The organism is Nocardioides sp. NPDC054178, assembly GCF_055585005.1.
Map to the genome: position 1 here is coordinate 34,193 of NZ_JBVJKY010000009.1, position 26,065 is coordinate 60,257.

A 26,065-nucleotide genomic window follows, 5' to 3' on the forward strand; every position below is an offset into this window, starting at 1 on the left:
GTTCGGTCATTGGCTGGCTGAGGCGGGCATGTGTGTCGACGTCTGTCGGGCATACGCCGAACCGATCCCGCCGCTCTCGTCGCTGGACGCCTCCTACTCGGGGCTGCTCGTCATGGGCGGCTCGATGGACGCCGACTCCGACGATGAGCACCCCTGGCTCCAGGTCACCCGCGAGCGGATCGCGCAGGCCGCCGAGGCCGGGATCCCGACGCTCGGGATCTGCCTGGGCCACCAGCTGGCCGCGCTGGCCCTCGGTGGCACCGTGGAGCGCAGCCCGTTCGGGCTGACCGTGGGCGTGCGCCAGGTGACCTGGGAGCCCGAGGTCCTCTTCGACCCACTGATGCGCCTGCTGGCGGGCGACGACCGCGCCATGCACTGGCACCGCGACGTCGTCGGCCGGCTGCCCGAGGGCACCGTCCAGCTGGCCAGCTCGATCGACGGGCAGGTCCAGGCGGCGCGGTTCGCCCCGACCGTGTGGGGCGTGCAGTTCCACCCCGAGGTCGACGCCGCCGCGGTCGCGGTCTGGGCCGAGGAGTCCGTCGAGGAGCTCGAGCAGATCGGACGCAGCGTCGAGGACGTCGTCGCGACGGCCACCTTCGCCGAGCGGGAGCTGATCAAGACCTGGCAGCCGCTGGCCTTCGGGTTCGCGCGCCTGGTCCGTGAGCGCAGCGCCGCCGTCGCCCCCGGCGGCACCCGCGGAGGGGTCATCCCGACCCCGAGGCCCTGGAGCGCCTGACCTCTCGCTCAGGTGACAGAATCGGGGCCATGACGTTGCCAGGCAAGGGCGAGCTGCTCCGGCTCGGTTTCAACGACCCGGACACGGCCCTGGCGGATCTGGCAGGTCTCGGCGCCGGCGCCGACGAGCTGTTGGCGATCCTGGGTCAGGCGGCCGACCCCGACGCGGCACTGGCCGGTCTGGTCATGCTCGCCGAGTCCCAGGGCGACGGCTTCGTCGAGGAGCTCGCCGGCGACGAGGGCACCGCGATGCGGCTGGTCTCGGTGCTCGGCGCCTCGCCCGCCCTGGCCGACCACCTGGCCCGTCATCCCGCTCACTGGCGCGAGCTGGCCGACCCGACCCTCGGCACGACCAGGCCCGCTGCGTACGTCTTTCGGGCATCGCTGCTCGCGGTGGTCGGCGCGGACCCGGCCGAGGAGAGCCCGGTGGCCACGGTCCCGGACGCGGAGGCGGTCGACGCGCTGCGGGTGGAGTACCGCCGCTGGCTGCTCCGCCTGGCCGCCCGCGACCTGGCCCACCAGCTCCCGGTCGACGATGTCGCCGCCGAGCTCTCCGACCTGGCCTGCGCGACCCTCGACGCCGCCCTGGCCGTCGCCCGCGCGCGGGTGGGCGAGGATGCCGACCAGGTCCGGCTGGCCGTCGTCGCGATGGGCAAGTGCGGCGGCCACGAGCTCAACTACGTCTCCGACGTCGACGTGATCTTCGTCCACGAGGCCGGCGAGGGAGTCGGCGACGACGTCTCGCTGCGGGTCGCCACCCAGCTCGCCAGCAACCTGATCCAGGTCTGCTCGGCCCACACCGGCGAGGGCGCCATCTGGCCGGTCGACGCCGCGCTGCGACCCGAGGGCAAGGCCGGTGCGCTCTCGCGCACGATCACCGGACACGTCGGCTACTACGAGCGCTGGGCGAGCACCTGGGAGTTCCAGGCGCTGCTCAAGGCCCGCCCGGCCGCGGGCGACCTCGCCCTGGGCCAGGCCTACGTCGACGCCGTCAACCCGTTCGTGTGGAAGGCCGCCGAGCGCGACGGCTTCGTCTCCGACACCCAGGCGATGCGCCGCCGGGTGATCGCCCACATCCCGTCCCGGGAGGCCGACCGCGAGCTCAAGCTCGGCGCCGGCGGGCTGCGCGACGTGGAGTTCGCCGTGCAGCTGCTGCAGCTGGTGCACGGCCGCACCGACACCGGGATCCGCCAGCCGACCACGCTCTCCGCGCTGGCGGCGCTGACCCGCTCCGGCTACGTCGGTCGCGAGGACGGCGAGGCCATGCACGAGGCCTATGCGTTCCTGCGGCGGATGGAGCACCGCCTCCAGCTCCACCGGCTGCGGCGCACCCATGTCGTCCCCGACGACGAGGAGTCGCTGCGCTGGCTGGCGCGCTCGCTCGGCTACCTGCGCGACCCGGTGGTGCGGCTGGAGAAGGAGTGGGGCCACCAGCGGATCGAGGTACGCCGCCTCCACGAGAAGCTCTTCTACCGACCGCTCCTCGACGCGGTCGCCCGGATCCCGTCCGGCCAGGCCCACCTCTCCGCGAAGGCTGCCGAGGAGCGGCTGACCGCGCTGGGCTACGCCGACCCGAAGGCGGCGCTGCGACACCTGGAGGCGCTCACCACGGGCGTCTCCCGCCGCGCGGCGCTGCAGCGTGCGCTGCTGCCGGTGATGCTGCAATGGCTCTCGGAGGGCGCCGACCCCGACGCCGGGCTCTTCGGGTTCCGGCGGATCTCCGACGCCCTCGGCGCCACGCCCTGGTATCTGCGCTCGCTGCGCGACGAGGGCCTGGTCGCGCAGCACTTCGCCACGATCCTGTCCACCTCGCGCTACACCACGGCGCTGCTCGAGCGCGAGCCCGAGGCGCTGCGCCTGCTCGGCCACGATCTCGCGCCGCTCTCCGCCGAGGCGCTGACCGACGAGATGGTCGCCCGCGCCGCGCGCCGGCGCACCACCACCTCCGCCGAGGAGGCCGTACGCCACATCCGGGCGATCCGCCGTCGCGAGCTGTTCCGGATCTCGGCCGCCGAGCTCCTCGGCGAGGCCGACATCGACACCATCGGCGCGGCGCTCTCCCGGCTGACCGACGCCACCTTGGAGGCCTCGCTGCGCACCGTCGTGGCCGAGGAGGTCGGCCGCCGCGAGCTGGCCGGGCCGCCGACCCGGATCGCGATCATCGCGATGGGCCGCTACGGCGGGTTCGAGCTCTCCTACGCCTCCGACGCCGACGTGCTCTTCGTCCATCAGCCCGTCGAGGGCGCCGACCCCGGCGAGGCGACCCAGTTCGCGCTCAAGGTGATCGCCGACCTGCGCAGGCTGCTCGCCCTCCCCGGGGCCGACCCGCCCCTGGAGCTCGACGCCGACCTGCGCCCCGAGGGGCGGCAGGGCACGCTGGTGCGGACGCTGCCGGCCTACGCCTCCTACTACGCGAAGTGGTCGGGCATCTGGGAGTCGCAGGCGCTGCTGCGCGCCGACGCCGTCGTCGGCGACCCGCAGGTGCGCGACGCCTTCACCGAGATGATCGACCCGCTGCGCTACCCCGAGGGCGGGCTGAGCGAGGACGACATCATCGAGGTGCGCCGCATCAAGGGCCGCGTCGACCACGAGCGGCTGCCGCGCGGCGCCGACCCCAACACCCATCTCAAGCTCGGCCGGGGCGGGCTCGCCGACATCGAGTGGACCGTCCAGCTGTTGCAGATGCGGCATGCGTACGCCGTCCCGGGGCTGCGTACGCCGCGCACCGTCGAGGCGCTGCAGGCCGCCCGCGACGCCTCGCTGATCGGGGCCGACGACGCCGAGACGCTCATCGAGGCGTGGCGGATGGTCAGCCGGGTCCGTAACGCGGTCACTCTGGCGCGCGGCCGTCCGGCGGACTCACTGCCCGCCGGCCCGGTGGAGCAGCACGCCGTCGCGGCCATCCTCGGCTATCCGGCGGGCGCGACCGACGAGCTGGTCAACGACTACCTACGGATGACCCGCCTCGCCCACGGTGTGGTCGAGCGCGTCTTCTGGGAGTGAGGCCCTAGAGGTTGTTGTTGCGCGGCGGCAGCCAGCCCGGGTTGCGCGGCGCCCGGGGCTGCTGCTGGGCAGGCGGCTCGTTGCCCGTCTCCTCGCCCGGCTGTCCACCCTGCGGGTTGAACAGGTCCGCCCGCCGCTCCGGGTAGGCGGTGGAGGGCTGCTGGGCGTAGGGCCGGGGCGTCCAGCGTCCGTTCTGCGGCCGCAGCTGGGTCGGACGCTGAGGGCGCTGGGCGAACATGTTGCCGATGCTGTCGCCGGCGGGCTGGTTCGCCTGCGGGCTGCCGGAGGCGGCCGGCTGACGCGTCGGGAGCGGCTGGAGCGGCTGCTGCGAGAGCAGCTCGGGCTCGCGGCCGGGGAAGGACAGCTGCCCCGGGGCAGGCTGCTGCGGCAGCATCGGGTGGGCGCCGGAGTTCGACGACGCCGCCTGCTGGCCCGGGGTCCACGGGTCGTCGAGATCGTCGTTGATGCCCGCGAACATGGTGGCGAAGCCGATCACGATCAGCATGCCCGCCGAGATCGCGAAGATCGGCATCGCCAGGTAGACCGGGTCGGCGCCGCTGACGTGGCCGAGCTTGTCCTCGGGGGAGCTGTGGATCTCGAGGGCGAGCATGCCGGTGTAGTGCATGACGCACACGCCGACGCCCATGATGACGGCGGCGCCCACGCGCATCAGCAGCGTGGTGACGTTGAAGGCGAAGAACAGCGCCAGCGCCGAGGCGACCAGCGCGATGACGACGGAGGCCACGACGACCCCCGGCTTCCAGACCATCTTGGCGCTCATGTCCATGGCGTACATGCCGGTGTAGTGCATCGCGCACACGCCGGCGCCGGTGACCAGGCCGCCGACGATGTAGCCCGCGCTGCCGCGCATGGCGGTCGCGATGAGCATGCCGACCATCGCCGCGATGATGGCGACGGCGAGCGAGATGAGGGTGGTGCCGACGTCGAGGGCGTACGCCACGTGGCTGTCGAAGGCGAGCATCCCGATGAAGTGCATGGACCAGATCGCGCCGCCGCCGATCGAGGCGGCCGCGCCGAAGAGCCAGAGCCAGGCTCCGGTGCCGGTGCCGCGCCGGCGCGCGCGGGCGGCACAGGTCAGACCGACCCACGAGCCGAGCACGGAGATGATGAACGACATCCCAACCAGGGGTTGGCTGAACGCCCCGATCGTGACTTCTTCGATGCTTGTCACGCTGCTTTGACTTCCTCTCGTTCCTCGCCGGATGGGGTGTGGGGGATCGGCGAGGTAGATCTGGAAACATGTTTGGATGCCCCTAGGGGTATCCAGGATGCATCCATAGCGGGCAATGGTGCCGTTGTCGCGCAGGTCACAATAGAGGAACAGGTCCCCTATTTCCATGTGGGGGGTAGGGTATGGGCGCTATGGCCGACGATGTATACGTGCTCGAGCTCGACGAGATGCGGCAGTCGGCCGTCGACCTGGGGGATCCGACCCGCCTCGTGTTCGACTACATGAGGCGTATCGGGGATGTTACCGACCGGCTGCCCCCGGGGCCAGTGCGAGTTCTGCACGTCGGCGGTGCCGCGATGACGCTGGCGCGCTACGTCCACGCGACCCGGCCGCGCTCCTCCCAGATCGTGCTGGAGCCCTCGACCGAGGTCATCGAGCGGGTACGCAACGAGGCGCCGCTGCCGCCGCGCAGCGGCATCAAGGTGCGTCCCGTCGACGGGAAGAGCGGCATCGGTGGCGTACGCGACGGCTTCGCCGACCTGGTGATCCTCGATGCCTTCGCCGGCGGCCGCACCCCGGCCGAGCTCACCACCGCTGCCTTCGTCGAGGACGTACGCCGTGTGCTCGCCCCCGACGGGGTCTTCGTCGCCAACCTCGTCGACAGGGCGCCGTTCCGTCAGGCGCGTGACTTCATCGCGGCGGCCCGGGACCTCGGCGACATGGTCGTCGGGGCCGAGCCGGCGACGTTGAAGGGCCGCCGCCCCGGCAACCTGGTCATCGCCTGTGGCGCGGTGCCGCCGTCGCCGTTCGGGTCGCCCTCTCCGATGGAGTACCGCATCTTCACCGGCCGCGCGGTCGCCGACTCCTTCGGCGGTGGGACGCGGAGCTAGGCTGCGAGCATGTCGATCGAGCTGGCCCGTATGCACCTGGACCGATTCGGACGTGGTGGAGACATCATCGAGTCGGCGGAGTCGAAGGCGACGGTCGAGCTCGCCGCGATCGCCCTCGGCGTCTCGCCGGCGGAGATCGCCAAGACCATCAGCCTCTACACCGAGGACCGCACCGCCGCGATCCTCGTCGTCGCGGCCGGCGACGCCAAGATCGCCAACGCCAAGTTCAAGGCCCACTTCGGCACCAAGGCGCGGATGCTCGCCGCAGAGGACGTGGAGCCGATGACCGGCCACGCGATCGGTGGCGTCTGCCCGTTCGGCAACCCCGCGTCGGCCGAGGTCTGGCTCGACGCCTCGCTGAAGCGCTTCGACGTGGTCTACCCGGCGGCGGGCGGCGCCAACACCACGATCGCGCTCACCCTCGGTGACCTGGAGACGATCAGCGAGGCCCGGGGCTGGGTCGACGTCACCAGGCTCCCCGAGGCCTGACCCGAAGAGACGCCGGAAAAAGGGGACAGCCCCGCCCTGCCGAAGCAGGAGCGGGGCTGCCTTTGCTGAAAGGTCAGCTAGGTCTTTGGTCAGACCGGGCGGACGTTCTCGGCCTGCGGGCCCTTGGGGCCCTGGGTGACGTCGAACTCGACGCGCTGGTTCTCGTCCAGGGTCTTGTAGCCCTGGGTCTGGATCGCGGAGAAGTGCACGAAGACGTCGTCGCCCCCGTTGTCCTGGGCGATGAAGCCGAAGCCCTTGTCGCCGTTGAACCACTTCACGGTTCCCTGAGTCATGAATCTAATCCTTGTGTACACAGGGCGACTCCGTGCCGCCCTTGGGCGTTGAATCCACGAGTCCTGATTTCTGCTTCTGCGGAAGACCAAGTGCTGCACGAACGGTCACCGAGAGCAACCGCGAAGCGCGTGGGGACGCCTCCTTCAACGCAGACAAGCCTACATGCCACGAGCCGACTTCGGGCATCCCCGGTTTTTCGGCGTTTCAGGCGCCGGATCCGTTCGAATAATGGGCCGTTTCGGGCCGCCCGGTTTGACAACCCCGAGGATCGCATCGACAAGATCGGGGTACTGGTGGCCAACTGAGGAGATAGGGATCCACGTGGACCAGCCATGGTGGCGCGAAGCTGTCGCATATCAGATCTACCCGCGCTCGTTCGCGGACTCGAACGGTGACGGGCTCGGTGACCTGCCGGGGATCACCGATCACCTGGACTACCTCGCCGCTCTCGGCGTGGACGCGATCTGGATCTGCCCCTTCTACACCTCGCCGCAGAACGACCACGGCTACGACGTCGCCGACTACTGCGACGTCGACCCGATCTTCGGCACGCTGGAGGACGCCGACCATCTGATCGCGCGGGCTCACGAGCTCGCCCTGAAGGTGATCGTCGACCTGGTCCCCAACCACACCTCCTCGGCGCACCCGTGGTTCGTCGAGGCGCTCGCCGATGCCCCTGGGTCGTCGGCCCGCGAGCGCTACATCTTCCGCGACGGCCGCGGTGAGAGCGGTGAGGAGCCACCCACCAACTGGCGTTCGGTCTTCGGCGGGCCGGCATGGACGCGGGTCCCGGACGGGCAGTGGTACCTCCACCTCTTCGACGACGACCAGCCCGACCTCAACTGGCACAACCCCGAGGTGGTCGAGGAGTTCACCAAGATCCTCACCTTCTGGCTCGACCGCGGTGTGGACGGTTTCCGGGTCGACATCGCGCACGGGCTCTTCAAGGAGCTGCGCGACCAGGTCGTCCCCGAGGGACTCGCGCTGACCTCGGACGCCGCGGTGATGTACGAGCGCGGCGTCACCGACGCGCCGATGTGGGACAACATCGGCGTCCACGAGATCTACCGCGCCTGGCGCAAGCTGATCGACTCCTTCGACGGCGACCGGATGATGGTCGCCGAGGCCTGGACCCCCGGCCCGGCCGAGCTGCGCCGCTACGTACGCGCCGACGAGTTCAACCAGGCCTTCAACTTCTCCTGGCTGCAGGCGCCCTGGTCGGCCGAGGCCTTCGCGGAGGTCATCGAGTCGACGCTGAAGGCGCTCGGCCCCTCGCGGGCGGCACCGACCTGGGTCCTGTCCAACCACGACGTCGTACGCCACCGCTCGCGTTATGGCGACGGGCTGCAGGCGCTCCACCGGGCGCGCGCGGCGACCCTGACGATGCTGGCGCTCCCGGGGTCCGCCTACCTCTACCAGGGCGAGGAGCTGGGCCTGCCCCAGGTCTACCTGCCGCCGGAGTACCAGGAGGATCCGTGGTCGGAGACCGGCGAGGGCGGTCGTGACGGCTGCCGGGTGCCGCTGCCGTGGAGCGGTTTCGAGCCGCCCTTCGGGTTCAGCCAGGTGCCCGACGAGGAGCTGCCCACGCAGCCGTGGCTGCCGCAGCCGGCCGAGTGGGTGGACCTCACCGTGGCCGCGCAGAACGGGGTCAGGGACTCCACGCTGGAGTTCTACCGGGCGGCGCTGGCGGCGCGACGGGCCTACGCGCTCGGTGCCGATGAGGACGTGGAGATCCTGGACGCGCCCGAGGGCGTCGTCTCGTTCCGGCGCGGCGGGGTCGGCGGCTCCGCGGCTGTGCCCGGTCTGGGGGCAAGGACCGACCTGATCGTCGTTCTCAACTGTGGCATGGAGCCGACGCCGCTGCCCGAGGGCGAGATCGTGATGTACAGCGGCGACCCGATCGTCGGCGACCTGCCCACCGACGCAGCCGTCTGGATCATCGCGCCCGCGGCCGGGTGATCGTCTACCAAGATTGTCAACAATATTGGTACGCTCCGTGGACCCGACCAAGGAGGACACGTGGCGGTCTCGCCGACCCAGGTAACCCAGCGCGACGTGGCGGAGGCGATCCGCCGCGACATTCTCGACGGTGAGCTCGTCGCCGGCCAGCGCCTGGTCGAGGCCGAGCTCTCCGAGTCGCTCGGCGCCAGCCGCGGTGCCGTCCGCGGTGCCCTGATCGACCTCACCCACGAGGGTCTGGTCGAGCGGATCGCCAACCGTGGTGCCCGGGTGCGGGTGGTCAGCATCGAGGAGGCCGTCGAGATCATCGAGGTCCGCGCCGCCGTCGAGGCGCTGTGCGCGGCCAAGGCGGCCGAGAAGATCACCGACGAGGAGATCGCCGAGCTGCGCCGGTTGGGCGAGGAGATGTCGGCCGCGGTCGCCTCCGGCGACGTCGGCACCTACTCCAAGCTCAACACCCGGCTCGACGAGCGCTTCGTGGCGATCTCCGGCCAGCAGGTCGCGGCCGAGACGCTTGCGCGGCTCCAGGGCCGGAGCGTACGTCACCAGTACCGGCTCGCCTACCGTCCCGGTCGCTCCCAGGTCTCGCTGCCCCAGCACCTCGCGATCATCGAGGCGCTCGCCCGGCGTGACCCCGCTGCCGCGGACACCGCGGTGCGCGAGCACCTCGCCAGCGTCCTCGAGGCCGTGCGCGAGGTCGCCTCGTCCCGCTAGGACCCGGCCTCGGAGATCTCCTCGAGCCAGTCGCGACTGGCGCGGGCGATCCGGCCGGGTACGCCGAGGTCGTCGAGCATCTCGGCGGCGGCCGCCATCTCGTGGGAGCGGCGTACGGCATGGCGGTGGCTGCCCTCGACGAGACGGTCGAGGGTCGCGGCCGAGGCCCGGTCGAGCTCGCGCATGATCTCGCTTCGGGTCTCCTCCTCGAGCCCGGCGGCGCGAGCCGCAGCCAGGCTCTCCAGGACAGCGGCGCCGAGGCCCTTGTAGAAGACCGAGCGGAGCAGCTTGCGGGTCGCGGCGTCGCCGACCTGGCCGTCGATCACCTCGACGCTCGCGCCACCGGCACCCAGCAGCCGCGCCGCCTCGCCGGCACCCGGGCCGGCGGCGAGCATCGGCACCCGGATGCCGAGGCCGGGGACGGTCGACATCAGCGCCACGTCGGCGAAGGCGCAGCGCCCCTCGAGCACCGCCGCGACCTCGCGCTTGCGCCCCGGCGAGGAGGTGTTGACGTCGGCCCAGACCGTCGTCGCCGACAGCCCGGGCAGTGCGTTGCGGGCGGCGTCGACCGAGTCGGTGGCCGAGTTGACGCTGATCACCAGGTCGGCGCCGTCGGCGGCGTCGGCCTCCGAGGCGCACGCGACCGTGCCGGGCGGGGCGCCGACCGCCGGGTCGTAGGCCCGCACCGTGACGCCCGCCGTCAGCAGGTCGGCCACGAATGCCGAGCCGGCCTCACCGAGCCCGAGAACCGCGACGATCATGCCGGCCGCTCTCCCTTCTTCGCCTTCTGGATCAGCTCGTAGACGCGTGCGCGCAGCTCCGCGAAGCGCGGAGCCGAGCGGGTGCTCAGCTGGTCGCGCTCGGTGGGAAGGTCGATCGCGACGTCCTCCAGGATCACCGTCGGCCGGTTGGAGAGCACCAGCACCCGTTCACCCAGGTAGACCGCCTCGTCGATGTCGTGGGTGACGAAGAGAACCGTGACGCCGAGCCGCTTCCACAGCTCGCGCACGAGATCCTCGAGATCGGCCCGCGTCTGGGCGTCGACGGCGGCGAACGGCTCGTCCATCAGCAGCACCGAGGGTTCGTACGCGATCGCGCGGGCGATCGCGACCCGCTGCTGCATGCCGCCGGAGAGCTGCCAAGGATGCGAGGAGGCCGAGTCGGCCAGACCCACGGCGGTCAGCGCCTCCTCGACCAGCTCGGTCCGGCGGGCGCGCGGGATCTTCTTCTCCTTGAGCGGCAGCTCGACGTTCTGCCGGACGGTGAGCCAGGGGAACAGGGAGCGGCCGTACTCCTGGAAGACCACCGCCATCCCGGCCGGCGGCTCGGTGACGGCGGTGCCGTCGAGCTCGACGACCCCGGCGGTGGCCTCGAGCAGGCCGCTGATGCAGCGCAGCAGGGTGGTCTTGCCGGCGCCGGAGGGGCCGACGATACAGACCAGCTCGCCCTGGCCGATCGAGAAGTCGAGCTGCTCGATGGCCTCCAGCGAGGTGCCGCCGGTGGTGTAGGTCTTCTTCAGACCGCGTACGTCCAGCGCAGTTGACACGGGTTCTCCTCAGGTGCGGATCAGGCGCCGCGGTCGGCCTGGCGCAGGCCGCGGTACCAGGCGAGCGAGTAGTGCTCGACGAGACGGAACAGGACCGAGAGCAGGAAGCCGAGCACTCCGAGGAGGATGATCCCGGTCCACATCTGCGGGACGGCGAAGCTGCGCTGGAACTGCACGATCGAGGCGCCGAGGCCGTGGTTGGCGCCGAAGAGCTCGCTGATCACCATCAGGATGACGCCGATCGAGAGCGCCTGCCGCGCGCCCGTCGCGATCTGGGGCGAGGCTCCGCGCAGCACGACCTGCCGCAACCGAGTCCACGCGCTCAGCCGGTAGCAGCGCGCGGTGTCCAGCATGACCTCGTCGAGGCCGCGTACGCCCTCGACGGTGTTGAGCAGGATCGGCCACAGGCAGCCGAGCGCGATCGTGACGATCTTCGACGCGTCGCCGGTGTAGCCCAGGAACAGCGCGATCACCGGCACCAGGACCGGCGGTGGCACCGCCCGGAAGAACTCCAGCGTCGGCTCGCAGAACGCGCGGACTGAGCGGTGGAGGCCGATGACGACCCCGAGGAGCACGCCCCCGGCCAGCGCGATCAGATAGCCGGCCGCGAGCCGCGACAGGCTCGGCAGCACGTCGCCTCGCCAGCGGTCGGCGGTCCAGGTCTCCCCGAAGACGCCGAGGATCTTGGACAGCGGCGGCCAGAAGACGCTCGTGGAGCCGGCCGAGGCGAACCACCACACCGCGACCAGCACGATCGGGAGGGCGAGGGCATAGCCGATGGTGCGAAGGAGTCTCATCGGGCCTCCTTGCGGACCGAGACGTGCCAGCGGAGCGTGCGCCGTTCCAGGGCCCGCGCGACCAGGTTGACGAGGACGCCGATGATCCCGACGACGATGACCAGGGCGTAGGTCTTCTCGACCGCGCCGGAGGACTGGGCGACGCCGATGGACTTGCCGAGGCCGGGCACGCCGATGATCAGCTCGGCGGTGATCTCCAGGATCAGCGCCACCGAGGCGGCCAGGCGGAAGCCGGTCATGACGTAGGGGAGCGCGGTGGGCCACAGGACGGTGCGGACGGTGGCCAGCCGCGAGAAGCGGTAGGAGCGGGCGGTGTCGCGCACGACCGGGTCCACGTCGGCGACCCCGTAGAGCACCTGCACGAGGATCTGCCAGAACGAGGCGTACACGACCAGGATCAGCGCCGAGGTCGGCCGGCTGCCGTAGAGCAGCACGACGAGCGGGATCAGGGCGACCGAGGGGATCGGACGCAGGAACTCGATCGTGGAGGCGGTCAGGTCGCGCAGGAAGCCGACCGAGCCGATGACCACGCCGAGCACGATGCCGGCGGCCATCGCGACGGCCAGGCCGGTGGCCCAGCCGCGCAGGGTGGCCGCGAGGTCGCTCCAGAACGCGGCCTCGCCGAGCTGGTCGACGAGCTCGGCGAACATCGCGCTCGCCGGCGGGAGATAGCTGTCATCGACGATGCCGAGACGCGGCAGCGCCTCGGCCAGGCCGACGACGACGAGCAGGCCGAGGACGCCCAGGGCGGCGTCGCGGCCGCGGCCGGCGACCCGCTGGGGTCGGGTGCCGGCCAGGGGCAGGGTGGCGACGGTCACGGAAGCAGAGCGTCCACGTCCGGGTCCTTGGCGAACAGACCGTCGGCCTCGGAGAGGTCCGCGAGCTTCTGGATCGAGGCGGCGTCGATCTCGGAGGTCCACTGCGGCATGTTGAGCTCGGCGAGCACCTTGTCGTCGATGTCGGTGTAGGTCGGGAGGATCTCCTTGACCTCGTCCGGGTGCTGCTGGGCGTAGTCGAGCGACTGGTTCATCGCGGTGGTGAAGGCCTCGACGGTGTCGGCGTCGGACTCGGCGTAGCTCGTCGAGGTGAAGTACTCCGCCACCGCGAGGCCCGGGTCGGCGGCGACGAAGTTGGAGCCGAGGTCGGTCATGCCGGCCTGGGTGCCGATGGTGAGGAACGGCTCGACGACCTGGCCCGCGTCCACGTCGCCCTTCTCGATGGCCGGGCCGATCTCGGGGAAGGCCAGCTCGACGTACTCGATCTTGGTCGGGTCGCCACCGTCTTGACGGACGAGCTCGTTGGTCGTGGTCGTGTTGATGTTCTTGAGCGTGTTGACCGCGACCTTCTTGCCCTCCAGGTCCTTCGGCGAGGTGATGTCGCTGCCGGCCTTGACCAGGACACCGGCCATGTCGGCCGCCGGGTCCTCGGTGGCGTTGACGCCGGCGGTGACGACCTCGATCGGCACGTCCTGGGTCTGGGCCAGGAGCAGGGAGGTCGTGTTGGAGAAGCCGAACTGGTATTGACCGCTGGCCACCGCGGGGACGATCGCGGCACCGCCCTGGGCGAGCTCGAGACTGACGTCGAGGCCCTCCTCCTTGAAGAAGCCCTTCTCCACTCCCAGGTAGATGGGGGCGACGTCGACGATCGGGATCACGCCGACGGTGATCTCGGTGGCACCGTCGGCACCCTCGTCGGCGGACCCGCCACCACAGGCGCCGAGCGCGAGCGGAAGGGCGAGGACGAGTGCGGTTGCCAGACCGCGGCGCGCGGTGCGGGCGGGGGAGCGGTTCATCGGGGGACTCCTCGTGGGCTGGTCGCCCGCTCGGTCGCAGGCAGGTCGCCAGTGTGATGCACACCACGAGATATTGTAAACAATCTTGGCGGCAATTTTACCGGCTCGGTTGTGGGGTCGTGGCCGCCGGGGCGGCCGCGGCACAACCTAGTGGTGAGCCCGCGTGGAGGCCATGGAATCCGGAATTCAGTGCACGGAACGATGGAAGTGCTGGTGGTGACGGTGCCCGTGGTGGTGCCCGTGGTGGTGTCCCTTGCGGAAGACGAGCGCCCCGACCGCGATCGCGGCGAAGACCCACCACGGCACGCCCATCACGACCAGCCCGATCGCCACGAGCAGGAAGCAGGCGATCAACGGAAAGGCTCGCGGGCGGCCCTGGCGGGGGCGGCGGATGACCTGCGGCGGCTGCGGGGCGGTCTTCGGCAGGTCGGTGAAGAGCATCTCCAGGTCGGCGCGGACCTTCGCGGACCAGACCGCGTCCAGGCGCTCGTAGTAGTCGTCATCGGTGAGCCGGCCGGTCGAGTAGTGCTCGGCGAGCCTCGCCGACGCCTCCTCCCGATCAGCCTCACTCACCCGCAGGTGGTCGAGGTTGCTCATGCTGTCTCCCTTTGATGAAAGCCGCTTCGACTGTCGGCGTAGTGTCCCGATATATCGCGAGGGTACGCCGGAAGGAATGCGGTCGCAAGGGTCTTTTGTCGGGGCTCGGCCGTCGCCTCAGGTGAGCAGCACGACGACCAGCAGGATCGCCGGCACGGTCGCCAGCGTGCTGACGAAGATGACGTCCCGGGCCAGCAGCACGGCCCGGTTGTAGCGCTGCGCGACGACGAACACGTTCTGGGCGGTCGGCAGCGCCGAGAGCACGGTCACTGCCAGCAGGGCCTCGGCGTCGAGCCCGAGCAGGAACCGCCCGATGACGTACGCCGCCACCGGCTGCACCACCTGCTTGGTCGCGACCACGGCGGCCAGGTCGAGCGGCGGCACGCCGCGACCGGGGAGCGGGCCGAGCCGGAGCGCGACCCCGTAGGCGATCAGCATCGAGGGGACCGCCATGCCGGCGACCAGGTCCAGCTGATCGGAGACCGCGGTCGGCAGGTCGAGACCGGTGACGGAGAGTGCCACCCCGATCAGGGAGGCGACGGTGATCGGGTTGGTCAGCGGACGGCGCAGGATCGCCCAGAACGAGAGCCTCGTCGTGCTCGCGTCGGCGTCCAGGATCACCAGCGCCAGCGGCTGGAGCACGAGCATCTGCAGCAGGAGCGTCGGCGCGACCAGGACCGGGTCGCCCAGGACGTACGACGCGATCGGGAGGCCGAGGTTGCCTGCGTTGGCGTAGCAGCCGCACAGCGTCGCGACCACCGTGGTGCCCAGGTCGCGGCGGCGCAGGCGCGCGACGACGACGATCAGCGTGCCCGAGACCAGCACGGCGCCGGCGACGGCGACCAGGTTGCCGGAGAAGACGAAGCCGAGATCGCTGTCGTCCATGACCGTGATCAGGAGGGCCGGGCTGGCGACGTAGAACGCGAGGGTCGACAGGGTGCGCTGGCCGTGCTGGTCGAGGATCTTGAGCTGGGCGAGCAGGGCGCCGAGGGCGATGAGGACGCTGATCGTGGCGAAGCCGGTGAAGACCCCTGCCACTAGATCTCGCGCCGCAGGTCGAGGAGCCCGCGGGCGGCGTGCTCGGTGACGATGCGTTCGGACTCGGCGGCGTCGCGGGCACGCAGGGCGATCACGAGGGCGCGGTGCTCGGCGTAGCGGTCGGCGCCGAACTCGTCGCCGGCGAGGAGGTGTGCCCGCGAGATCTCGCGCTGCCGCGACCGGGTCAGCGAGCGGGACTGCTCCAGGAGGCGCAGCAGGACAGGGTTGTGGGCCGCGGCGTTGACCTGCTCGTTGAAGCGCCCGAGCACGTCGAGGAAGCGGTCGGCATGCTTCTCGACCGGCTTGTCGTCGCGGTGGCGTGCCCGGATCAGGATCACCAGGTCGTCGGCCTCGTCGAGCAGGCGGTCGAGCGCGTCGAGCTCGTCGTCGGTGGCGTGCCGCGCGGCGAACCGGGCGGCCAGGCCGCGCAGCGCGACCTCCACCTCGGCCAGGTCGTGGCTGGCGTCCTCCTCGATCCGGGCCACCAGGGTCGTACGCGGCCCCACCCGCTCCACGAGCCCGTCGAGCTCGAGCCGCCGGATCGCCTCGCGGACCGGGGTCGGGCTGACGCCGAGACGCTCGGCCATGCCTCGCTCGGTCACCTTGGCGCCCGGCTCGAGCTCGCCGGACCCGATCTGGCTGCGTAAGGCCTGATAGACGCGCTCGGCCACCGTCGTGGTCTCCGGCGTGGTCTCGGGGGAGGAGATCGGCATGAAGCAGATCCTAGGCCACTTTTTCTGCGGTGCCACCTCTTGACTGTTTTGCTGTAGCAAAACTACTGTGAGCGCCGCCACAGTCCTGAGATCACGGAGGTCCGTCTTGTGAGCACCACCCTTCCCACCGCACCATCACGGCAGCTCGGGCCCCGCCGGATCACCCTCCTCGTCGCGCTGGCGGTCTTCGCCCAGGAGTCGATGTGGAACTTCTACGACAGCCAGGTGCCGCCGCTGCTGCGCGAGCACCTGGCCAGCGCCGCGCTGGTCGGCTTCATCATGGGCATGGACAACCTGCTCGGCATCTTCATCCAGCCCTGGATGGCCAACCGGTCCGACCGCACCCGCACCCGATGGGGCCGGCGGATGCCCTACCTCGCCGTCGGGATGCCGCTGGCGGCGCTGCTGTTCGTGACCCTGCCGCACACCGCGGACTCGCTGCCCCTGCTGATCGTCGTCATCGTCGCGTTCGCGCTGGTCTCGAACTCGTTCAAGCCGATCGGCGAGGCGCTGGTGCCCGACTTCATCGCCCCCGAGCGCCGCAGCCGGGCCAACGCCGCCGTCAAGATCGCCTCCAGCCTCACCGTCATCGTCGCGGCCCTGGTCAGCATCCTGCTGGTCGATGACCATCTGGCCCTCTCCTTCGCGGTGATCGCGCTGATCACCCTCGTCTCGGTCACCGTGCTGTGCCTCTCGATCCGCGACAGCTCCTCACCCGGCTACCGGGCGGCCGTGGCCGAGGACGCGGCCGAGGACGCCGCGGAGGAGTCGACGGCCGTCGGACAGGCGCGCATCGGGGACACCATCGGGGAGATCGTGCGCGACCCCGACCGCAGCCGGCTGCTGCTGATCGTGGCGATCCTGGTCTTCGGCAGCGCCTGGGCGGGCTCGCGCGCACTGGTCACGCCCTACGGCATGGAGACCCTGGGGATGTCGCGCGGCGACGCCGGCGGGCTGACCCTTCCGAGCGGGGTCGCGTTCCTGCTCGCGGCCTATCCGACCGCCCTGCTCGCCGAGCGCTTCGGCCGGCTGCGCACCATGATCGCCGGCATGGCGACCTTCGCGGCCGCCATGCTCCTCGGCACCGTGGTGCAGACCCCGACCGGCACCGTCGTGGCGTTCTGCATCGGCGCCGCTGGTGCCTCGGCCTTCCTGGTCAACGCCGTGGTCGTGCTGTGGAACCTGGCGCCCTCGGCGCGGGTCTTCGGGACGTACGCGGCGCTCTATGCGGTGGGCTGGCAGGCGGGTGCCTTCCTCGGGCCGGCGCTGATCGGCGGGGCCGTGGACGTCCTGGGCTGGCCGACGATGCTGCTCGACATCGCCGTCGTCGCGGCGGTCGCGGTCGTGATCGTGGTGCGGATCGACCGCCTCCAGCGGCGCGGCGACGCCGAGAAGGCGGTGTGAGCGCGGTGGCCCGGATCCTGATCACCACCGACTACCTGCGGCCCGGCGACGAGGTCGACGACCTGCTCCGCTCCCGGGGCCACGAGACCCGCTATCCGTCCGGAGACCTGGTCGCGGACCTGGCCGGGGTGGACGGCGCCCTCGTCGGGCACGACCCGCTCACCGCCGAGGTCCTCGCGTCCACCGACCGGCTGCGAGCGGTCGTACGCACCGGGGTCGGCTACGACGCGATCGATGTCGAGGCGGCCGCGCGTGCCGGGATCACGGTCAGCAACCTGCCCGGGATCAACGCCAACGCCGTCGCCGAGTACACGATCGGGCTGCTGCTCTCCTCCTCCCGCCGGCTGGTCGAGAGCGCGACCGGCGTCGCGTCCGGCGGCTGGCCGCGCGGGGACGGCCGCGAGCTGCGCGGCTCGACCCTGGGCCTGATCGGCTACGGCGCTGCTGCCCGCGCCGTCGTGCCGCTGGCCCGGGCGTTCGGGATGACGGTGCTGTGCACCACCGCTGTGGCCGAGGCCGAGCGGAGCGACCCGGAGGTACGGTTCGTCGAGCTGCCCGAGCTGCTGGCCGACGCGGACTACGTCTCGGTCCACACCGCGCTCACCCCACGGACCCGAGGACTGCTCGACGCCGCCGCGTTCGCGCTGATGAAGCCCGGTGCGGTGCTCGTGAACACCGCGCGCGGCGCGATCCTCGACGAGGACGCGCTCGTCGCCGCCGTACGCGAGGGCCGGATCGCCGGGGCCGCGCTCGACGTGGTCGCCGAGGAGCCGTTGCCGGCCGGGAGCCCGCTGCGCGGGGTGCCCGGCATCGTCGTCCACTCCCACCTGGCCGGGCAGACCGCCCAGGCCCGCCGCGCCGCTGGCATCGAGGGAGCCACGGAGCTCATCGACGCGCTCGCGGGCTGCCCGAAACACGCTGTCAACGCCCACCTGATCGAGAAGAGAGACAACAGATGACCAGCGACACCGCTGACTCCGTCAGCATCTTGGTGCCCAGCGGGATGCTCGGCGCCGGGTTCCCGGAGGAGACGATCACCCGTGGGATCGCGCTGGGGGCGGACGTGATCGCCGTCGACGGCGGCTCCACCGACTCCGGCCCCTACTACCTGGGCGCCTCGAAGCCGAAGACCACGGCTGCCGCGGTCGCCCGCGACCTGCGGCTCCTGCTCCGGGCCGCGGCCGATGCCGGGATCCCGCTCATCGTCGGCTCGTGCGGCACCAGCGGCACCGACGACGGCGTCGACTGGGTCGCCGGGATCGTCGCCGGCCTGCTCGCCGAGGAGGGCCTGTCGATGAAGGTCGCCCGGATCTACAGCGAGCAGCGGGCCGCCGATCTGAAGGAACCGCTCGAGGCCGGCCGGATCCACCCGTTGCCGCCGCTGGGAGACCTCGACGGCGCGACCCTCGAGGACTGCACCCACATCGTCGCCATGATGGGCCACGAGCCCATCGCCGAGGCCCTCGCCGCCGGGGCTCAGGTGGTCCTGGCCGGGCGGGCGACCGACACGGCCAACGCCGCTGCGTACGCCTTGCTGAAGGGGATGCCCGCCGGGCCGACCTGGCACGCGGCCAAGATCGTCGAGTGCGGTGGACAGTGCACGACCAACCCGCGGGCGGGCGGGGTCTTCGCGACCGTCGACCGGACCGGGTTCACCATCGAGCCGCTCGACGAGAGCGCCGCGTGCACGCCGATCTCGGTCGCCGCCCACATGCTGTACGAGACGGCGAACCCGTTCGAGATGCGGGAGCCGGACGGCACGCTGGATGTGCGCGATGCCGTCTACACCGCGCTCGACGAGCGCCGGGTGCGGGTCGAGGGGTCGCGGTTCCACCACGCCGAGCAGCACACGATCAAGCTCGAGGGCTCCCGGATCACCGGCTACGAGACGATGTCGTTCTCCGCGATCCGGGACCCGCTGATCCTCAAGGACATCGAGGGCTGGGCCGCGCTGATGCATGTCGTGTTCACCCAGCGGGTCGAGCAGACCCTCGGTCTGACCAGCGACGACTACGACTACGACCTGCGCCTCTACGGCTACGACGCCGTCCTCGGCGACCTCGACCCGTCCACCGAGCCGCCGCGCGAGGTCGGGGTGATGCTGCTGGTCCGGGCCGCCGACCAGGACCTGGCCACCGCCGTCGCCAAGGTCGCCAACCCGCTGATGCTCCACCTGCCGACCCAGGACATGGACTACCTGCCCAGCCTGGCGTTCCCGGGTTCGCCGGCCGAGGTCGAGCGGGGCGCTGCGTACGAGTTCGTGCTCAACCACGCCGTCGACAGCCTGACGCCGACCGCGATGTTCCGCACCGAGCTCACCGACGAGATGGGAGAGAAGCACGATGCCTGAGACCACCCTGGGGGACCTCGCGATCGAGGTCCGCTCCAAGAACGCCGGGCCGTTCTGGATCACGATGGAGCTGTTCATGCGCGACGCCGAGGGCTACCGGATCGCCGCCGACGAGACCTTCCTCGACGAGGGCGTCGTCGCCGGTCTCTACCGGGTCGATCCCGGGTCGGTCCAGATCTTCCGGATCCCCTCGCTCAACGTCGTCAAGATCTCCTATCCGCGTCCGGTCTCGCAGGGCTCGCTGCGCGACCGCGACGTCCACGCCGGTCAGCACCACGTGCCGCTGGCCCAGCTCGTGGTGCCCGGCACTGGGTCGGCCTAGAGATCGAGGTGGTCGCAGATCGCCTGCGCCCACCGCGCATAGCCCGCCGGTGAGGCGTGGAACCCGTCGGCCGCGAAGAAGGACGGCTCGGCGGGACCGAGGTCGGCGGAGCTGACCCACTCCACCGATGTCCGCCCGGCGCACACCAGTCGCGCTGCCACGTCGAGCGTCTTCCCGCGCTCGGCGAGGTAGCGCCGCAGGGTGCGGGGCAGCGACGGGAAGGCGCCGAACTCCGGGATCCCCGGGAGCACGGTGTGCACGGCGTGCTCCTGGAGGGTCTCCACGATCGCGGTCAGATCCCGCGTCCACGCCTCGACCGAGCGGCGCGCGAGGATGTCGTTGACCCCCACCAGGAGCACGGCGAGGTCCCACTGGCCGGTGACCTGCGTGAGGATGCCGTGCCGGATCCGCTCGCTCGTCGCGCCGTACTTCCCCAGCGCCCGCCACTCGACCGGACGCTCGGTCCGCTGTGCGATCGCGCGTGCCATCGAGCCCGCGAAGGCGAGGTCGTGGGTGGGTGCGCCGCGGCCCGAGGCGGACGAGTCACCGATCACCAGCAGGCGCAGCTTGTCGGCTCCGCCCTCGGCCTCCGGGCGGGGCACGAAGCCCTTCGTCGGACCCTCCGGACGGGGCTCCTTGCCGATGGTCCGGTGGACGTACGCGGCCTGTGCGGCGACCAGCGGGAGCAGCAGTGGATTCATCGTCTCTCCCTGGGCGGAACGTCGTGACGTACGTGCTCTTCCGTCGTTCTACAGCGCGTGCTCCGGCGGGTCTCCGACGTTGGCTGAACGGTGGGCGAATCTCCCCGGAAGGTTTGACACAGACCCTCCTCACCGCGGTCACCGTTGGGGTACAAGACAGGGGAATCAAAGACACGTGACCCGACTCACCGCGTGCCGGCCCTAGCATCACGCCCAGCTGTGAGCGCTCGACCACAACCCTCCCTCCACTCGAAGGAATGCGACGCCATGTCCGACTTCATCAGCGGCATCTTCAGCCGCCACAAGAACGAGCAGCCGAAGGCCGGGGAGGGGGAGTCGATCGACGTCTCCGCCCCCGGCTACGGCGAGAGCCTGGCCACCCCCGAGGCCAGCGCGTACGTCACCGAGCCCCCCGCCCCGGCGGTGGCCGAGCCGCTCGTCGAGCCGGTCGTCGAGCCGGTTGCCGAGCCGGTCGCTGACCCGCTTGCCGAGCCGGTTGTCGAGAACCTCGTCGAGCCCATCGCCGAGGCCCCTGCCCTCGACCCGCTCTCCGACCCGGAGCACGTCGTCACCGACACCGAGGAGACCCCGGCCGCCGAGGTGGCCGAGCTCGCCGTCGAGGAGGTCGAGGTGGGCAGCGACGTCGTGGGTGAGGTCGCCGAGACCGAGGCCGTCGAGGCTGATGACGAGGCGCCGCTCGAGGGTGTCGACGCCGAAGCCCCCGTCGCCGAGACCACCGAGGAGGTCGCGGAGGTCGCGGAGGTCGCTGTCGAGGAGCCTGCGGTCGAGGAGACGCCGGTCGATGAGGCTCCGGTGGAGACCGAGGCGGTTGTCGAGGCCACCGACGCCGAGGCGACGGACGCCTCGGACGTTACGGACGAGGTCGTCGTCCCGGAGGTCACCGAGGACGTCGTCGAGGCCACCGAGACCGACTCGGTGGTCGAGCCCGAGGTCGACGCCGAGGACACCTTCGTGCCCGCCGACGCGATCGAGTCCACCGAGGTCGAGGCCGAGGAGACCGTCGTCGAGCCGGAGGGTGAGGCGGTCGTCGAGGAGGCCGCTGTCGAGGAGCCGACCGAGGTCGAGGACGCCGTGGTGACCGCGGACGCCGACGAGGAGCCCGAGGTCGTGGAGTCCTTCGAGCCGGCCGACGCGAGCGAATCGGTCGAGTCGGACGTCGAGGAGACTGCGGAGGCGGTCGCCGAGGTCGAGGCCGAGGCAGAGGACGAGCCCGCCGAGTCGCTGGAGGGCGACGCGGCGCAGGTCGACGAGGTCGTCGAGGTGGACGAGCCGGTCGAGAGCGAGACGCAGGTCGAGGAGGGTGCGACCGAGGAGGCCGCTGTCGAGGAGGTCGCCGCCGAGGAGGCGCCGGTGGAGACCGAGGACGTCGTCCTGGTTCCCGAGACCGACGAGGCGGGCGAGCTGGAGGTCGACGCCGAGGAGACCCAGGTGACCGAGGTGACCGACGAGGCTGTTGACGAGCCTGTCGAGGAGCCTGTCGAGGAGGCCGAGGCGGCCGTCGAGCCGGCCGACGTCGTCGAGGAGACGCCCACGGAGACCGAGGCCGAGACCGAGGCCGAGGAGACCGAGACGCTCGTCGACGAGGCAGTGACCGAGCCGGTCGAGGAGCCCGCCGCGGTCGAGGAGATCGTGTCCGAGACCCCGGCCCCCGGCTTCGCGCCGGAGCCGGTCCTCGAGCCGGAGCCGACCGCCGACTCGACCCTGACCGGTGTCCTGCGCGCCGCTCGCGCCGCTCGCGAGGAGCGCGGCAGGTCGACGGTGAGCGAGGGCCTCGTCGAGCGCCTGGTCCACCACATCGTGGCCAAGGTCGACGGCGTACACGCCATCGACGACGAGGGCACCGTGGTCGACATCGCCGGCGACGTCGCCAACATCACGGTGTCCTACGTGATCGCGTACGGCACCCCGGTCAAGGCCAACGCCGTCACCATCCGCACCCAGGTGATCGAGGCGGTCGAGGACTACTTCGACATCGACGTCGAAGCCGTCGACGTCAACGTGAGCGACTTCCACATCGCCTGACCCGGCCGACGGCGCCTCGGCCCGGGTGAGCGATCATCCGGGCCGAGGCGCCGTACGTCATGGCTGCTGAGCGTGCCTGCGGGCATCGGCCCTGTCGAGGGCCGAGCCGATCGCGCGCATCTGCGCGTCCTGCCGCCCGCCCGTCGTGGCGAGCGGGATCTCGGCGATGAACCGCCGCTCGCTCGCCGGGATCCGCGCAGCCACGAGATCAGGATCCGTCGCTGCCGTTCCGTACAGCCGCGGCCCGTCGAGGGCGAACACGTCCATCATCACGAGCCGGCCGTCGGACGTACGCATCACGTTGGTCGGGTTGAGGTCGAGGGGTCCTGGCCACGGCTGCTCCCGCCTCAGCCGCTCGTGGATCCGGAGCGCCACCTCGAGGACTCCGCTACCGGACTCCTGGATCGTCCGCGCGAACGCCCTCGCCTCGTCCTCGGGAACGCGCTCGAGCAGCTCCAGGATCTGCAGGTCCCCACCGCCCGTGAGCCGGCGATGGCCGAACAGCGCCGGCACCTGGCCGGTAGCAGCCGCCTCGCGGTAGAACGCGGTGTTGTACGGCCCTGCCGGATCGAAAGGACTGATCCGGGCTGCCGCACGTCCGGCCGGCGAGCTCAGGGCGATGGCCCAGTCGCCCGCTCCGCAGCGCACCCATCCGGCGTCGAGCAGTGCGGCTTCCGCATCCTCGTGGTCGGCGTCCGGACCGATGAGCGCCAGGCTGCTGTCGTCCGAACCGGTCTCCGTGGTCATCGCCGAGGACTCTAGTGACCCGGGTCGTTCCGCCGCCGTCCATTTCCCGGGACCGCGCGCCGCCCGACATGAGAGAATGACGGAAAGCCTCGGAGCGCGCCGCGCCCCGAGGCTTTCGCGTATGACGACACTTCACACCGACCTCGACGACATCCCGGCCCCGGTCATCGCCCGCCTCGCCCGGACCGAGGACCATCTCGTCCTCCGCCACCTCTGGTTGCTGTTCCGCCACGACATGTCGCGTTTCAGCTCCACCCTTCCGTTCGCCGACGGCACTTTCCGCTCCGAGCGACTCGACGCGGCCCTCCGCTCCGACCCCGGCTGGCGCGCCTGGATCCTGACCGCCGGAACCCATCCGATCGGGTTCGCCCTGGTCCGAGCCGCCGATGAGTCCGTACGCATCCTGAACAGCTTCTTCGTCGTCGCCGGCGCTCGCCGGGCCGGGCTCGGGCTCCAGTTCGCCCGGGCGGTCGTCGCCGATGCGCCGGGGGAGTGGGCGGTCGCCTACCAGGACCAGAATCGTGCGGCCGCGCGGTTCTGGGAGCGGGTCACCGCGGACGGTGATCCGTCGTGGTCCGAGACCGTGGGGGCCGGCGGAGCGGTCGACACGTGGATCGCGTTCTCGGTGGGTGTCGGGGAACCTGCTCGCTGATCGAGTCGCCCGGCCTCGTCCGACCACCAGCGGCCTACGCTGTGACCTGCGGCGAGCGCACGATCGTCTGTCCTCACGCGGGCGCCGGCCTGTCGCCCTGATTCAGGAGTACATGTGCAGCGTGGCGAAGTCTGGTGGGTGGAGTTCGACGAGCGGCGGCTGGTTGTGCTGTTGTCGGATGAGGGCCCGTCCGGGATCCAGGTGATGCAGGTCGTCGCTCCGGCGGGGGTCGACATCACCGGGCTGGGTGTCGAAGTGGGGGTGGGGGCCTCGGATGGGCTGCCTTGTGAAGGGGTCCTTCGGGTTGCGCTTCCGCGGCCGGGGTTCACTCCGTGTACGTGGCTGACCACTCTCTCGCGGGAGGATCTGATCGAGCGGGCCGGCGTTCTGTCTGCGGCGAAGCTGGGCGAGATCGACGATGCTCTTCGGGTTGGTGGAGGGTAGGAGTCTTCTTAGGGAGACCTCGGGAGACCTCGGTTGGCGACTGTTCTTTCGTTTCTGGGTTCGCCGCCGACCCGTTCCTTGAGTGTTTCTCGATCGCGCGCCGCGTCAAGGACGGGCTTCGCCCGCCGGCTTCGCCGGTGGCCTGCGGCCATCCTGGACTCGGCACCCGATCGAGAAAAGATTTCGCCTGTATCGGGGCGGCGGCGAGGGGTGTGGTGCGGGTTCACGTGGCTTGTTCGCTTACTGCGTAACGTGGTTCTGATCAGCCTAAATGGGCCGCTTGATGGTGCTCGATCGCATATAATAAGGCGTATGAACGAGACCGTCGATCGACTCCTCGCTGGGCCACCTTCGGGTGCGTCCGAGGGGGAGCTGGTCGACTGGATCAGCCGTCTCGAAGAGGTTAAGTGCGCCGCTGAGGCCGTCCAGGCAGAAGCGGCGGTACGTCTCGAGGAAGCGGTCCATGCGCGCCAGTTAGAGGCTGGGGTACCTGCCCGGAAGCTGGGCGAGGGGGTGGCCTCCCAGGTCGCTTTGGCGCGCCGGGTCTCCCCGGAGAAGGGCGCGAAGCTGCTCGGGCTGGCCAAGATCCTGGTCGCTGAGATGCCGCACACCTTCGCGCTGATGAAGGCGGGGCAGTTCTCCCAATGGCAGGCCACCATCCTGGCCCGCGAGACCGCCTGCCTCTCCCTCGATGACCGCCGCGCCATCGACGAGCAGCTCTGCTCCACCGGCCCTGCCGGAGAGCCGGCCCGGGCGGTGTCGATGGGGCTGCGACAGCTTGAGGACGCCGCCAAGAAGCTGGCCATCACCCTCGACCAAGCCGCCGTCGTTGCCCGCGCCGCGAACGCGACCAAGGACCGCCGCGTCAGCCTGCGGCCGGCCCCGGACACGATGACCTGGCTCGGCGCCCTGCTCCCCGTCAAGGACGGCGTCGCGGTCTTCGCCGCGCTCGATCAGGCTGCCAACGCGGCCCGTGCTGCCGGTGACGGGCGGACCCGAGGCCAGGTCATGGCCGACACCCTTGTCGACCGGGTCACCGGCGGCGAGAGCGGCGGTGTGAAGCCTCGGATCGAGGTCAAGATCGTGATGAGCGCCGAGGCCTTCGCCCATGATGCTGATCAGCCCGCCATGGTCGAGGGCTGCGGACCCGTCCCTGCTGTGTGGGCTCGTGAAGCGCTCGCTGATGCCGAGGTCTTCGTCCGGCGCCTGTTCACCGACCCGACCGGGCAACTGGTGGCGATGGAGTCCCGCTCCAGGAAGGCCCCCGACGGGCTCGCGGAGTTCATCGCGACGCGTGATGGCGGGATCTGCCGCACCAATGGCTGCGATGCCCCGATCCGAAACATCGACCACATCGAACGCCACACCGACGGCGGCGAAACCAGCGCCGCAAACCTGCAAGGCCTCTGCGAAAGATGCAATCAGGCGAAAGAGGCCCTCGGCTGGCGGGCCCGACCCGGACCCGACGGCAGCATCATCACCACCACACCCACCGGGCACAGCTACACCAGCCCACCACCCGACACCTGGCGACAAGATCCACCGCCCGACACCAGGGCACCGGACCCACCAACCCTGTCGCCAGCCGAGATCCGGCTGCGCAAGGTGCTGCTCGACCGCAGCCTCGCCGCGTGACCCAATGC

25 protein-coding genes are annotated in these 26,065 nt (G+C 71.0%); 13 read left to right on the forward strand and 12 right to left on the reverse strand.

The features are described from left to right. The first annotated feature begins 28 nt into the window (after positions 1–28). Positions 29–736, forward strand: coding sequence for a type 1 glutamine amidotransferase (locus ACZ6WN_RS25940; protein ID WP_465868864.1), 708 nt, complete (start codon positions 29–31; stop codon positions 734–736). Between the two features lie 29 nt (positions 737–765). Continuing rightward, on the forward strand, positions 766–3,738 hold the full coding sequence (locus tag ACZ6WN_RS25945; protein WP_465868865.1) for a bifunctional [glutamine synthetase] adenylyltransferase/[glutamine synthetase]-adenylyl-L-tyrosine phosphorylase: 2,973 nt from the start codon (positions 766–768) through the stop codon (positions 3,736–3,738). A 4-nt stretch (positions 3,739–3,742) separates the two neighbouring features. Here the strand turns inward: ACZ6WN_RS25945 and ACZ6WN_RS25950 are convergent, their stop codons facing one another. Beyond that, positions 3,743–4,876, reverse strand: coding sequence for an MHYT domain-containing protein (locus ACZ6WN_RS25950; protein ID WP_465868866.1), 1,134 nt, complete (start codon positions 4,874–4,876; stop codon positions 3,743–3,745). A gap of 245 nt (positions 4,877–5,121) precedes the next feature. Between ACZ6WN_RS25950 and ACZ6WN_RS25955 the strand changes: the two genes are divergently transcribed. Together ACZ6WN_RS25955 and ACZ6WN_RS25960 are read left to right on the forward strand one after the other, a co-directional pair. Next, positions 5,122–5,820 carry a spermidine synthase gene (locus tag ACZ6WN_RS25955; protein WP_465868867.1) on the forward strand — a complete coding sequence of 233 codons (699 nt, stop codon included), beginning with the start codon at positions 5,122–5,124 and terminating at the stop codon, positions 5,818–5,820. Between the two features lie 9 nt (positions 5,821–5,829). Further along, complete coding sequence (locus tag ACZ6WN_RS25960; protein WP_465868868.1) at positions 5,830–6,309, forward strand: YbaK/EbsC family protein; 480 nt, start codon at positions 5,830–5,832, stop codon at positions 6,307–6,309. Between the two features lie 89 nt (positions 6,310–6,398). Here the strand turns inward: ACZ6WN_RS25960 and ACZ6WN_RS25965 are convergent, their stop codons facing one another. Further along, positions 6,399–6,602 carry a cold-shock protein gene (locus tag ACZ6WN_RS25965; RefSeq protein WP_008357755.1) on the reverse strand — a complete coding sequence of 68 codons (204 nt, stop codon included), beginning with the start codon at positions 6,600–6,602 and terminating at the stop codon, positions 6,399–6,401. A 322-nt stretch (positions 6,603–6,924) separates the two neighbouring features. On the opposite strand from ACZ6WN_RS25965, the gene ACZ6WN_RS25970 reads away from it, so the two are divergent. After that, positions 6,925–8,562, forward strand: coding sequence for a glycoside hydrolase family 13 protein (locus ACZ6WN_RS25970; RefSeq protein ID WP_465868870.1), 1,638 nt, complete (start codon positions 6,925–6,927; stop codon positions 8,560–8,562). Between the two features lie 60 nt (positions 8,563–8,622). Next, positions 8,623–9,276, forward strand: coding sequence for a GntR family transcriptional regulator (locus ACZ6WN_RS25975; protein WP_465868871.1), 654 nt, complete (start codon positions 8,623–8,625; stop codon positions 9,274–9,276). Here the strand turns inward: ACZ6WN_RS25975 and ACZ6WN_RS25980 are convergent. From ACZ6WN_RS25980 to ACZ6WN_RS26015, 8 genes are all read right to left on the reverse strand, one after another. Beyond that, a complete protein-coding gene (locus ACZ6WN_RS25980; protein WP_465868872.1) occupies positions 9,273–10,037 on the reverse strand; it encodes a DUF1932 domain-containing protein in 765 nt (254 codons plus the stop codon). The two genes, ACZ6WN_RS25975 and ACZ6WN_RS25980, sit on opposite strands and share 4 nt — an antisense overlap. Next, positions 10,034–10,822 carry an ABC transporter ATP-binding protein gene (locus ACZ6WN_RS25985; RefSeq protein WP_465868874.1) on the reverse strand — a complete coding sequence of 263 codons (789 nt, stop codon included), beginning with the start codon at positions 10,820–10,822 and terminating at the stop codon, positions 10,034–10,036. The genes ACZ6WN_RS25980 and ACZ6WN_RS25985 overlap by 4 nt, the downstream gene beginning before the upstream one ends. A gap of 20 nt (positions 10,823–10,842) precedes the next feature. Then, positions 10,843–11,619, reverse strand: a complete 777-nt coding sequence (locus ACZ6WN_RS25990) for an ABC transporter permease (RefSeq protein ID WP_465868875.1) — start codon at positions 11,617–11,619, stop codon at positions 10,843–10,845. Beyond that, a complete protein-coding gene (locus tag ACZ6WN_RS25995) occupies positions 11,616–12,437 on the reverse strand; it encodes an ABC transporter permease (protein WP_465868877.1) in 822 nt (273 codons plus the stop codon). The genes ACZ6WN_RS25990 and ACZ6WN_RS25995 overlap by 4 nt, the downstream gene beginning before the upstream one ends. Continuing rightward, complete coding sequence (locus tag ACZ6WN_RS26000) at positions 12,434–13,411, reverse strand: ABC transporter substrate-binding protein (RefSeq protein ID WP_465868878.1); 978 nt, start codon at positions 13,409–13,411, stop codon at positions 12,434–12,436. Before ACZ6WN_RS26000 ends, ACZ6WN_RS25995 begins: the two co-directional genes overlap by 4 nt. A gap of 186 nt (positions 13,412–13,597) precedes the next feature. Further along, a complete protein-coding gene (locus tag ACZ6WN_RS26005; RefSeq protein ID WP_465868879.1) occupies positions 13,598–14,008 on the reverse strand; it encodes a DUF1707 domain-containing protein in 411 nt (136 codons plus the stop codon). 117 nt (positions 14,009–14,125) lie between these two features. Further along, entirely contained in the window at positions 14,126–15,046 is a 921-nt protein-coding gene (locus ACZ6WN_RS26010; protein WP_465868880.1) for an AEC family transporter, read from the reverse strand. Continuing rightward, positions 15,046–15,759 (reverse strand): GntR family transcriptional regulator, encoded by a 714-nt coding sequence (locus ACZ6WN_RS26015; protein WP_465868881.1) that lies wholly within the window; start codon positions 15,757–15,759, stop codon positions 15,046–15,048. Before ACZ6WN_RS26015 ends, ACZ6WN_RS26010 begins: the two co-directional genes overlap by 1 nt. 108 nt (positions 15,760–15,867) lie before the next feature. Here ACZ6WN_RS26015 and ACZ6WN_RS26020 point away from each other — a divergent pair, with 108 nt between their 5' ends. From ACZ6WN_RS26020 to ACZ6WN_RS26035, 4 genes are read left to right on the forward strand one after another with little or no spacing between them, the layout of a single operon-like run. Further along, on the forward strand, positions 15,868–17,163 hold the full coding sequence (locus tag ACZ6WN_RS26020; RefSeq protein WP_465868882.1) for an MFS transporter: 1,296 nt from the start codon (positions 15,868–15,870) through the stop codon (positions 17,161–17,163). Next, the gene (locus ACZ6WN_RS26025) at positions 17,160–18,122 is read left to right on the forward strand and encodes a phosphoglycerate dehydrogenase (protein WP_465868883.1); all 963 of its coding nucleotides are present in this window, start codon (positions 17,160–17,162) and stop codon (positions 18,120–18,122) included. Before ACZ6WN_RS26020 ends, ACZ6WN_RS26025 begins: the two co-directional genes overlap by 4 nt. Beyond that, a complete protein-coding gene (locus ACZ6WN_RS26030; RefSeq protein WP_465868884.1) occupies positions 18,119–19,513 on the forward strand; it encodes an acyclic terpene utilization AtuA family protein in 1,395 nt (464 codons plus the stop codon). Before ACZ6WN_RS26025 ends, ACZ6WN_RS26030 begins: the two co-directional genes overlap by 4 nt. After that, positions 19,506–19,835: a DUF4387 domain-containing protein gene (locus ACZ6WN_RS26035; protein WP_465868885.1), complete on the forward strand. Its 330-nt coding sequence runs from the start codon at positions 19,506–19,508 to the stop codon at positions 19,833–19,835. The genes ACZ6WN_RS26030 and ACZ6WN_RS26035 overlap by 8 nt, the downstream gene beginning before the upstream one ends. Here the strand turns inward: ACZ6WN_RS26035 and ACZ6WN_RS26040 are convergent. Then, positions 19,832–20,536 carry an SGNH/GDSL hydrolase family protein gene (locus ACZ6WN_RS26040; protein ID WP_465868887.1) on the reverse strand — a complete coding sequence of 235 codons (705 nt, stop codon included), beginning with the start codon at positions 20,534–20,536 and terminating at the stop codon, positions 19,832–19,834. The genes ACZ6WN_RS26035 and ACZ6WN_RS26040 overlap by 4 nt on opposite strands. Positions 20,537–20,803: 267 nt before the next feature. Between ACZ6WN_RS26040 and ACZ6WN_RS26045 the strand changes: the two genes are divergently transcribed. Beyond that, positions 20,804–22,579, forward strand: coding sequence for an Asp23/Gls24 family envelope stress response protein (locus ACZ6WN_RS26045; protein ID WP_465868889.1), 1,776 nt, complete (start codon positions 20,804–20,806; stop codon positions 22,577–22,579). Positions 22,580–22,636: 57 nt separating this feature from the next. Here ACZ6WN_RS26045 and ACZ6WN_RS26050 read toward each other — a convergent pair whose 3' ends face one another. Then, positions 22,637–23,326, reverse strand: a complete 690-nt coding sequence (locus tag ACZ6WN_RS26050) for a hypothetical protein (RefSeq protein WP_465868890.1) — start codon at positions 23,324–23,326, stop codon at positions 22,637–22,639. A 121-nt stretch (positions 23,327–23,447) separates the two neighbouring features. Here ACZ6WN_RS26050 and ACZ6WN_RS26055 point away from each other — a divergent pair, with 121 nt between their 5' ends. Together ACZ6WN_RS26055 and ACZ6WN_RS26060 are read left to right on the forward strand one after the other, a co-directional pair. Then, positions 23,448–23,978, forward strand: coding sequence for a GNAT family N-acetyltransferase (locus ACZ6WN_RS26055; RefSeq protein WP_465868892.1), 531 nt, complete (start codon positions 23,448–23,450; stop codon positions 23,976–23,978). A gap of 756 nt (positions 23,979–24,734) precedes the next feature. After that, positions 24,735–26,057 carry an HNH endonuclease gene (locus tag ACZ6WN_RS26060; RefSeq protein WP_465868894.1) on the forward strand — a complete coding sequence of 441 codons (1,323 nt, stop codon included), beginning with the start codon at positions 24,735–24,737 and terminating at the stop codon, positions 26,055–26,057. Positions 26,058–26,065 lie beyond the last annotated feature (8 nt).

Coding starts and splice junctions, on each gene's coding strand:
- ACZ6WN_RS26035 (WP_465868885.1), top strand. CDS start 19,506: ATGCCTGAGACCACCCTGGGGGACCTCGCGATCGAGGTCCGCTCCAAG.
- ACZ6WN_RS25980 (WP_465868872.1), bottom strand. CDS start 10,037: ATGATCGTCGCGGTTCTCGGGCTCGGTGAGGCCGGCTCGGCATTCGTG.
- ACZ6WN_RS25965 (WP_008357755.1), bottom strand. CDS start 6,602: ATGACTCAGGGAACCGTGAAGTGGTTCAACGGCGACAAGGGCTTCGGC.
- ACZ6WN_RS26030 (WP_465868884.1), top strand. CDS start 18,119: ATGACCAGCGACACCGCTGACTCCGTCAGCATCTTGGTGCCCAGCGGG.
- ACZ6WN_RS26045 (WP_465868889.1), top strand. CDS start 20,804: ATGTCCGACTTCATCAGCGGCATCTTCAGCCGCCACAAGAACGAGCAG.
- ACZ6WN_RS25945 (WP_465868865.1), top strand. CDS start 766: ATGACGTTGCCAGGCAAGGGCGAGCTGCTCCGGCTCGGTTTCAACGAC.
- ACZ6WN_RS26040 (WP_465868887.1), bottom strand. CDS start 20,536: ATGAATCCACTGCTGCTCCCGCTGGTCGCCGCACAGGCCGCGTACGTC.
- ACZ6WN_RS25950 (WP_465868866.1), bottom strand. CDS start 4,876: ATGTCGTTCATCATCTCCGTGCTCGGCTCGTGGGTCGGTCTGACCTGT.
- ACZ6WN_RS26000 (WP_465868878.1), bottom strand. CDS start 13,411: ATGAACCGCTCCCCCGCCCGCACCGCGCGCCGCGGTCTGGCAACCGCA.
- ACZ6WN_RS26005 (WP_465868879.1), bottom strand. CDS start 14,008: ATGAGCAACCTCGACCACCTGCGGGTGAGTGAGGCTGATCGGGAGGAG.
- ACZ6WN_RS25955 (WP_465868867.1), top strand. CDS start 5,122: ATGGCCGACGATGTATACGTGCTCGAGCTCGACGAGATGCGGCAGTCG.
- ACZ6WN_RS26055 (WP_465868892.1), top strand. CDS start 23,448: ATGACGACACTTCACACCGACCTCGACGACATCCCGGCCCCGGTCATC.
- ACZ6WN_RS26050 (WP_465868890.1), bottom strand. CDS start 23,326: ATGACCACGGAGACCGGTTCGGACGACAGCAGCCTGGCGCTCATCGGT.
- ACZ6WN_RS26060 (WP_465868894.1), top strand. CDS start 24,735: ATGAACGAGACCGTCGATCGACTCCTCGCTGGGCCACCTTCGGGTGCG.
- ACZ6WN_RS25960 (WP_465868868.1), top strand. CDS start 5,830: ATGTCGATCGAGCTGGCCCGTATGCACCTGGACCGATTCGGACGTGGT.
- ACZ6WN_RS25990 (WP_465868875.1), bottom strand. CDS start 11,619: ATGAGACTCCTTCGCACCATCGGCTATGCCCTCGCCCTCCCGATCGTG.
- ACZ6WN_RS25940 (WP_465868864.1), top strand. CDS start 29: ATGTGTGTCGACGTCTGTCGGGCATACGCCGAACCGATCCCGCCGCTC.
- ACZ6WN_RS26015 (WP_465868881.1), bottom strand. CDS start 15,759: ATGCCGATCTCCTCCCCCGAGACCACGCCGGAGACCACGACGGTGGCC.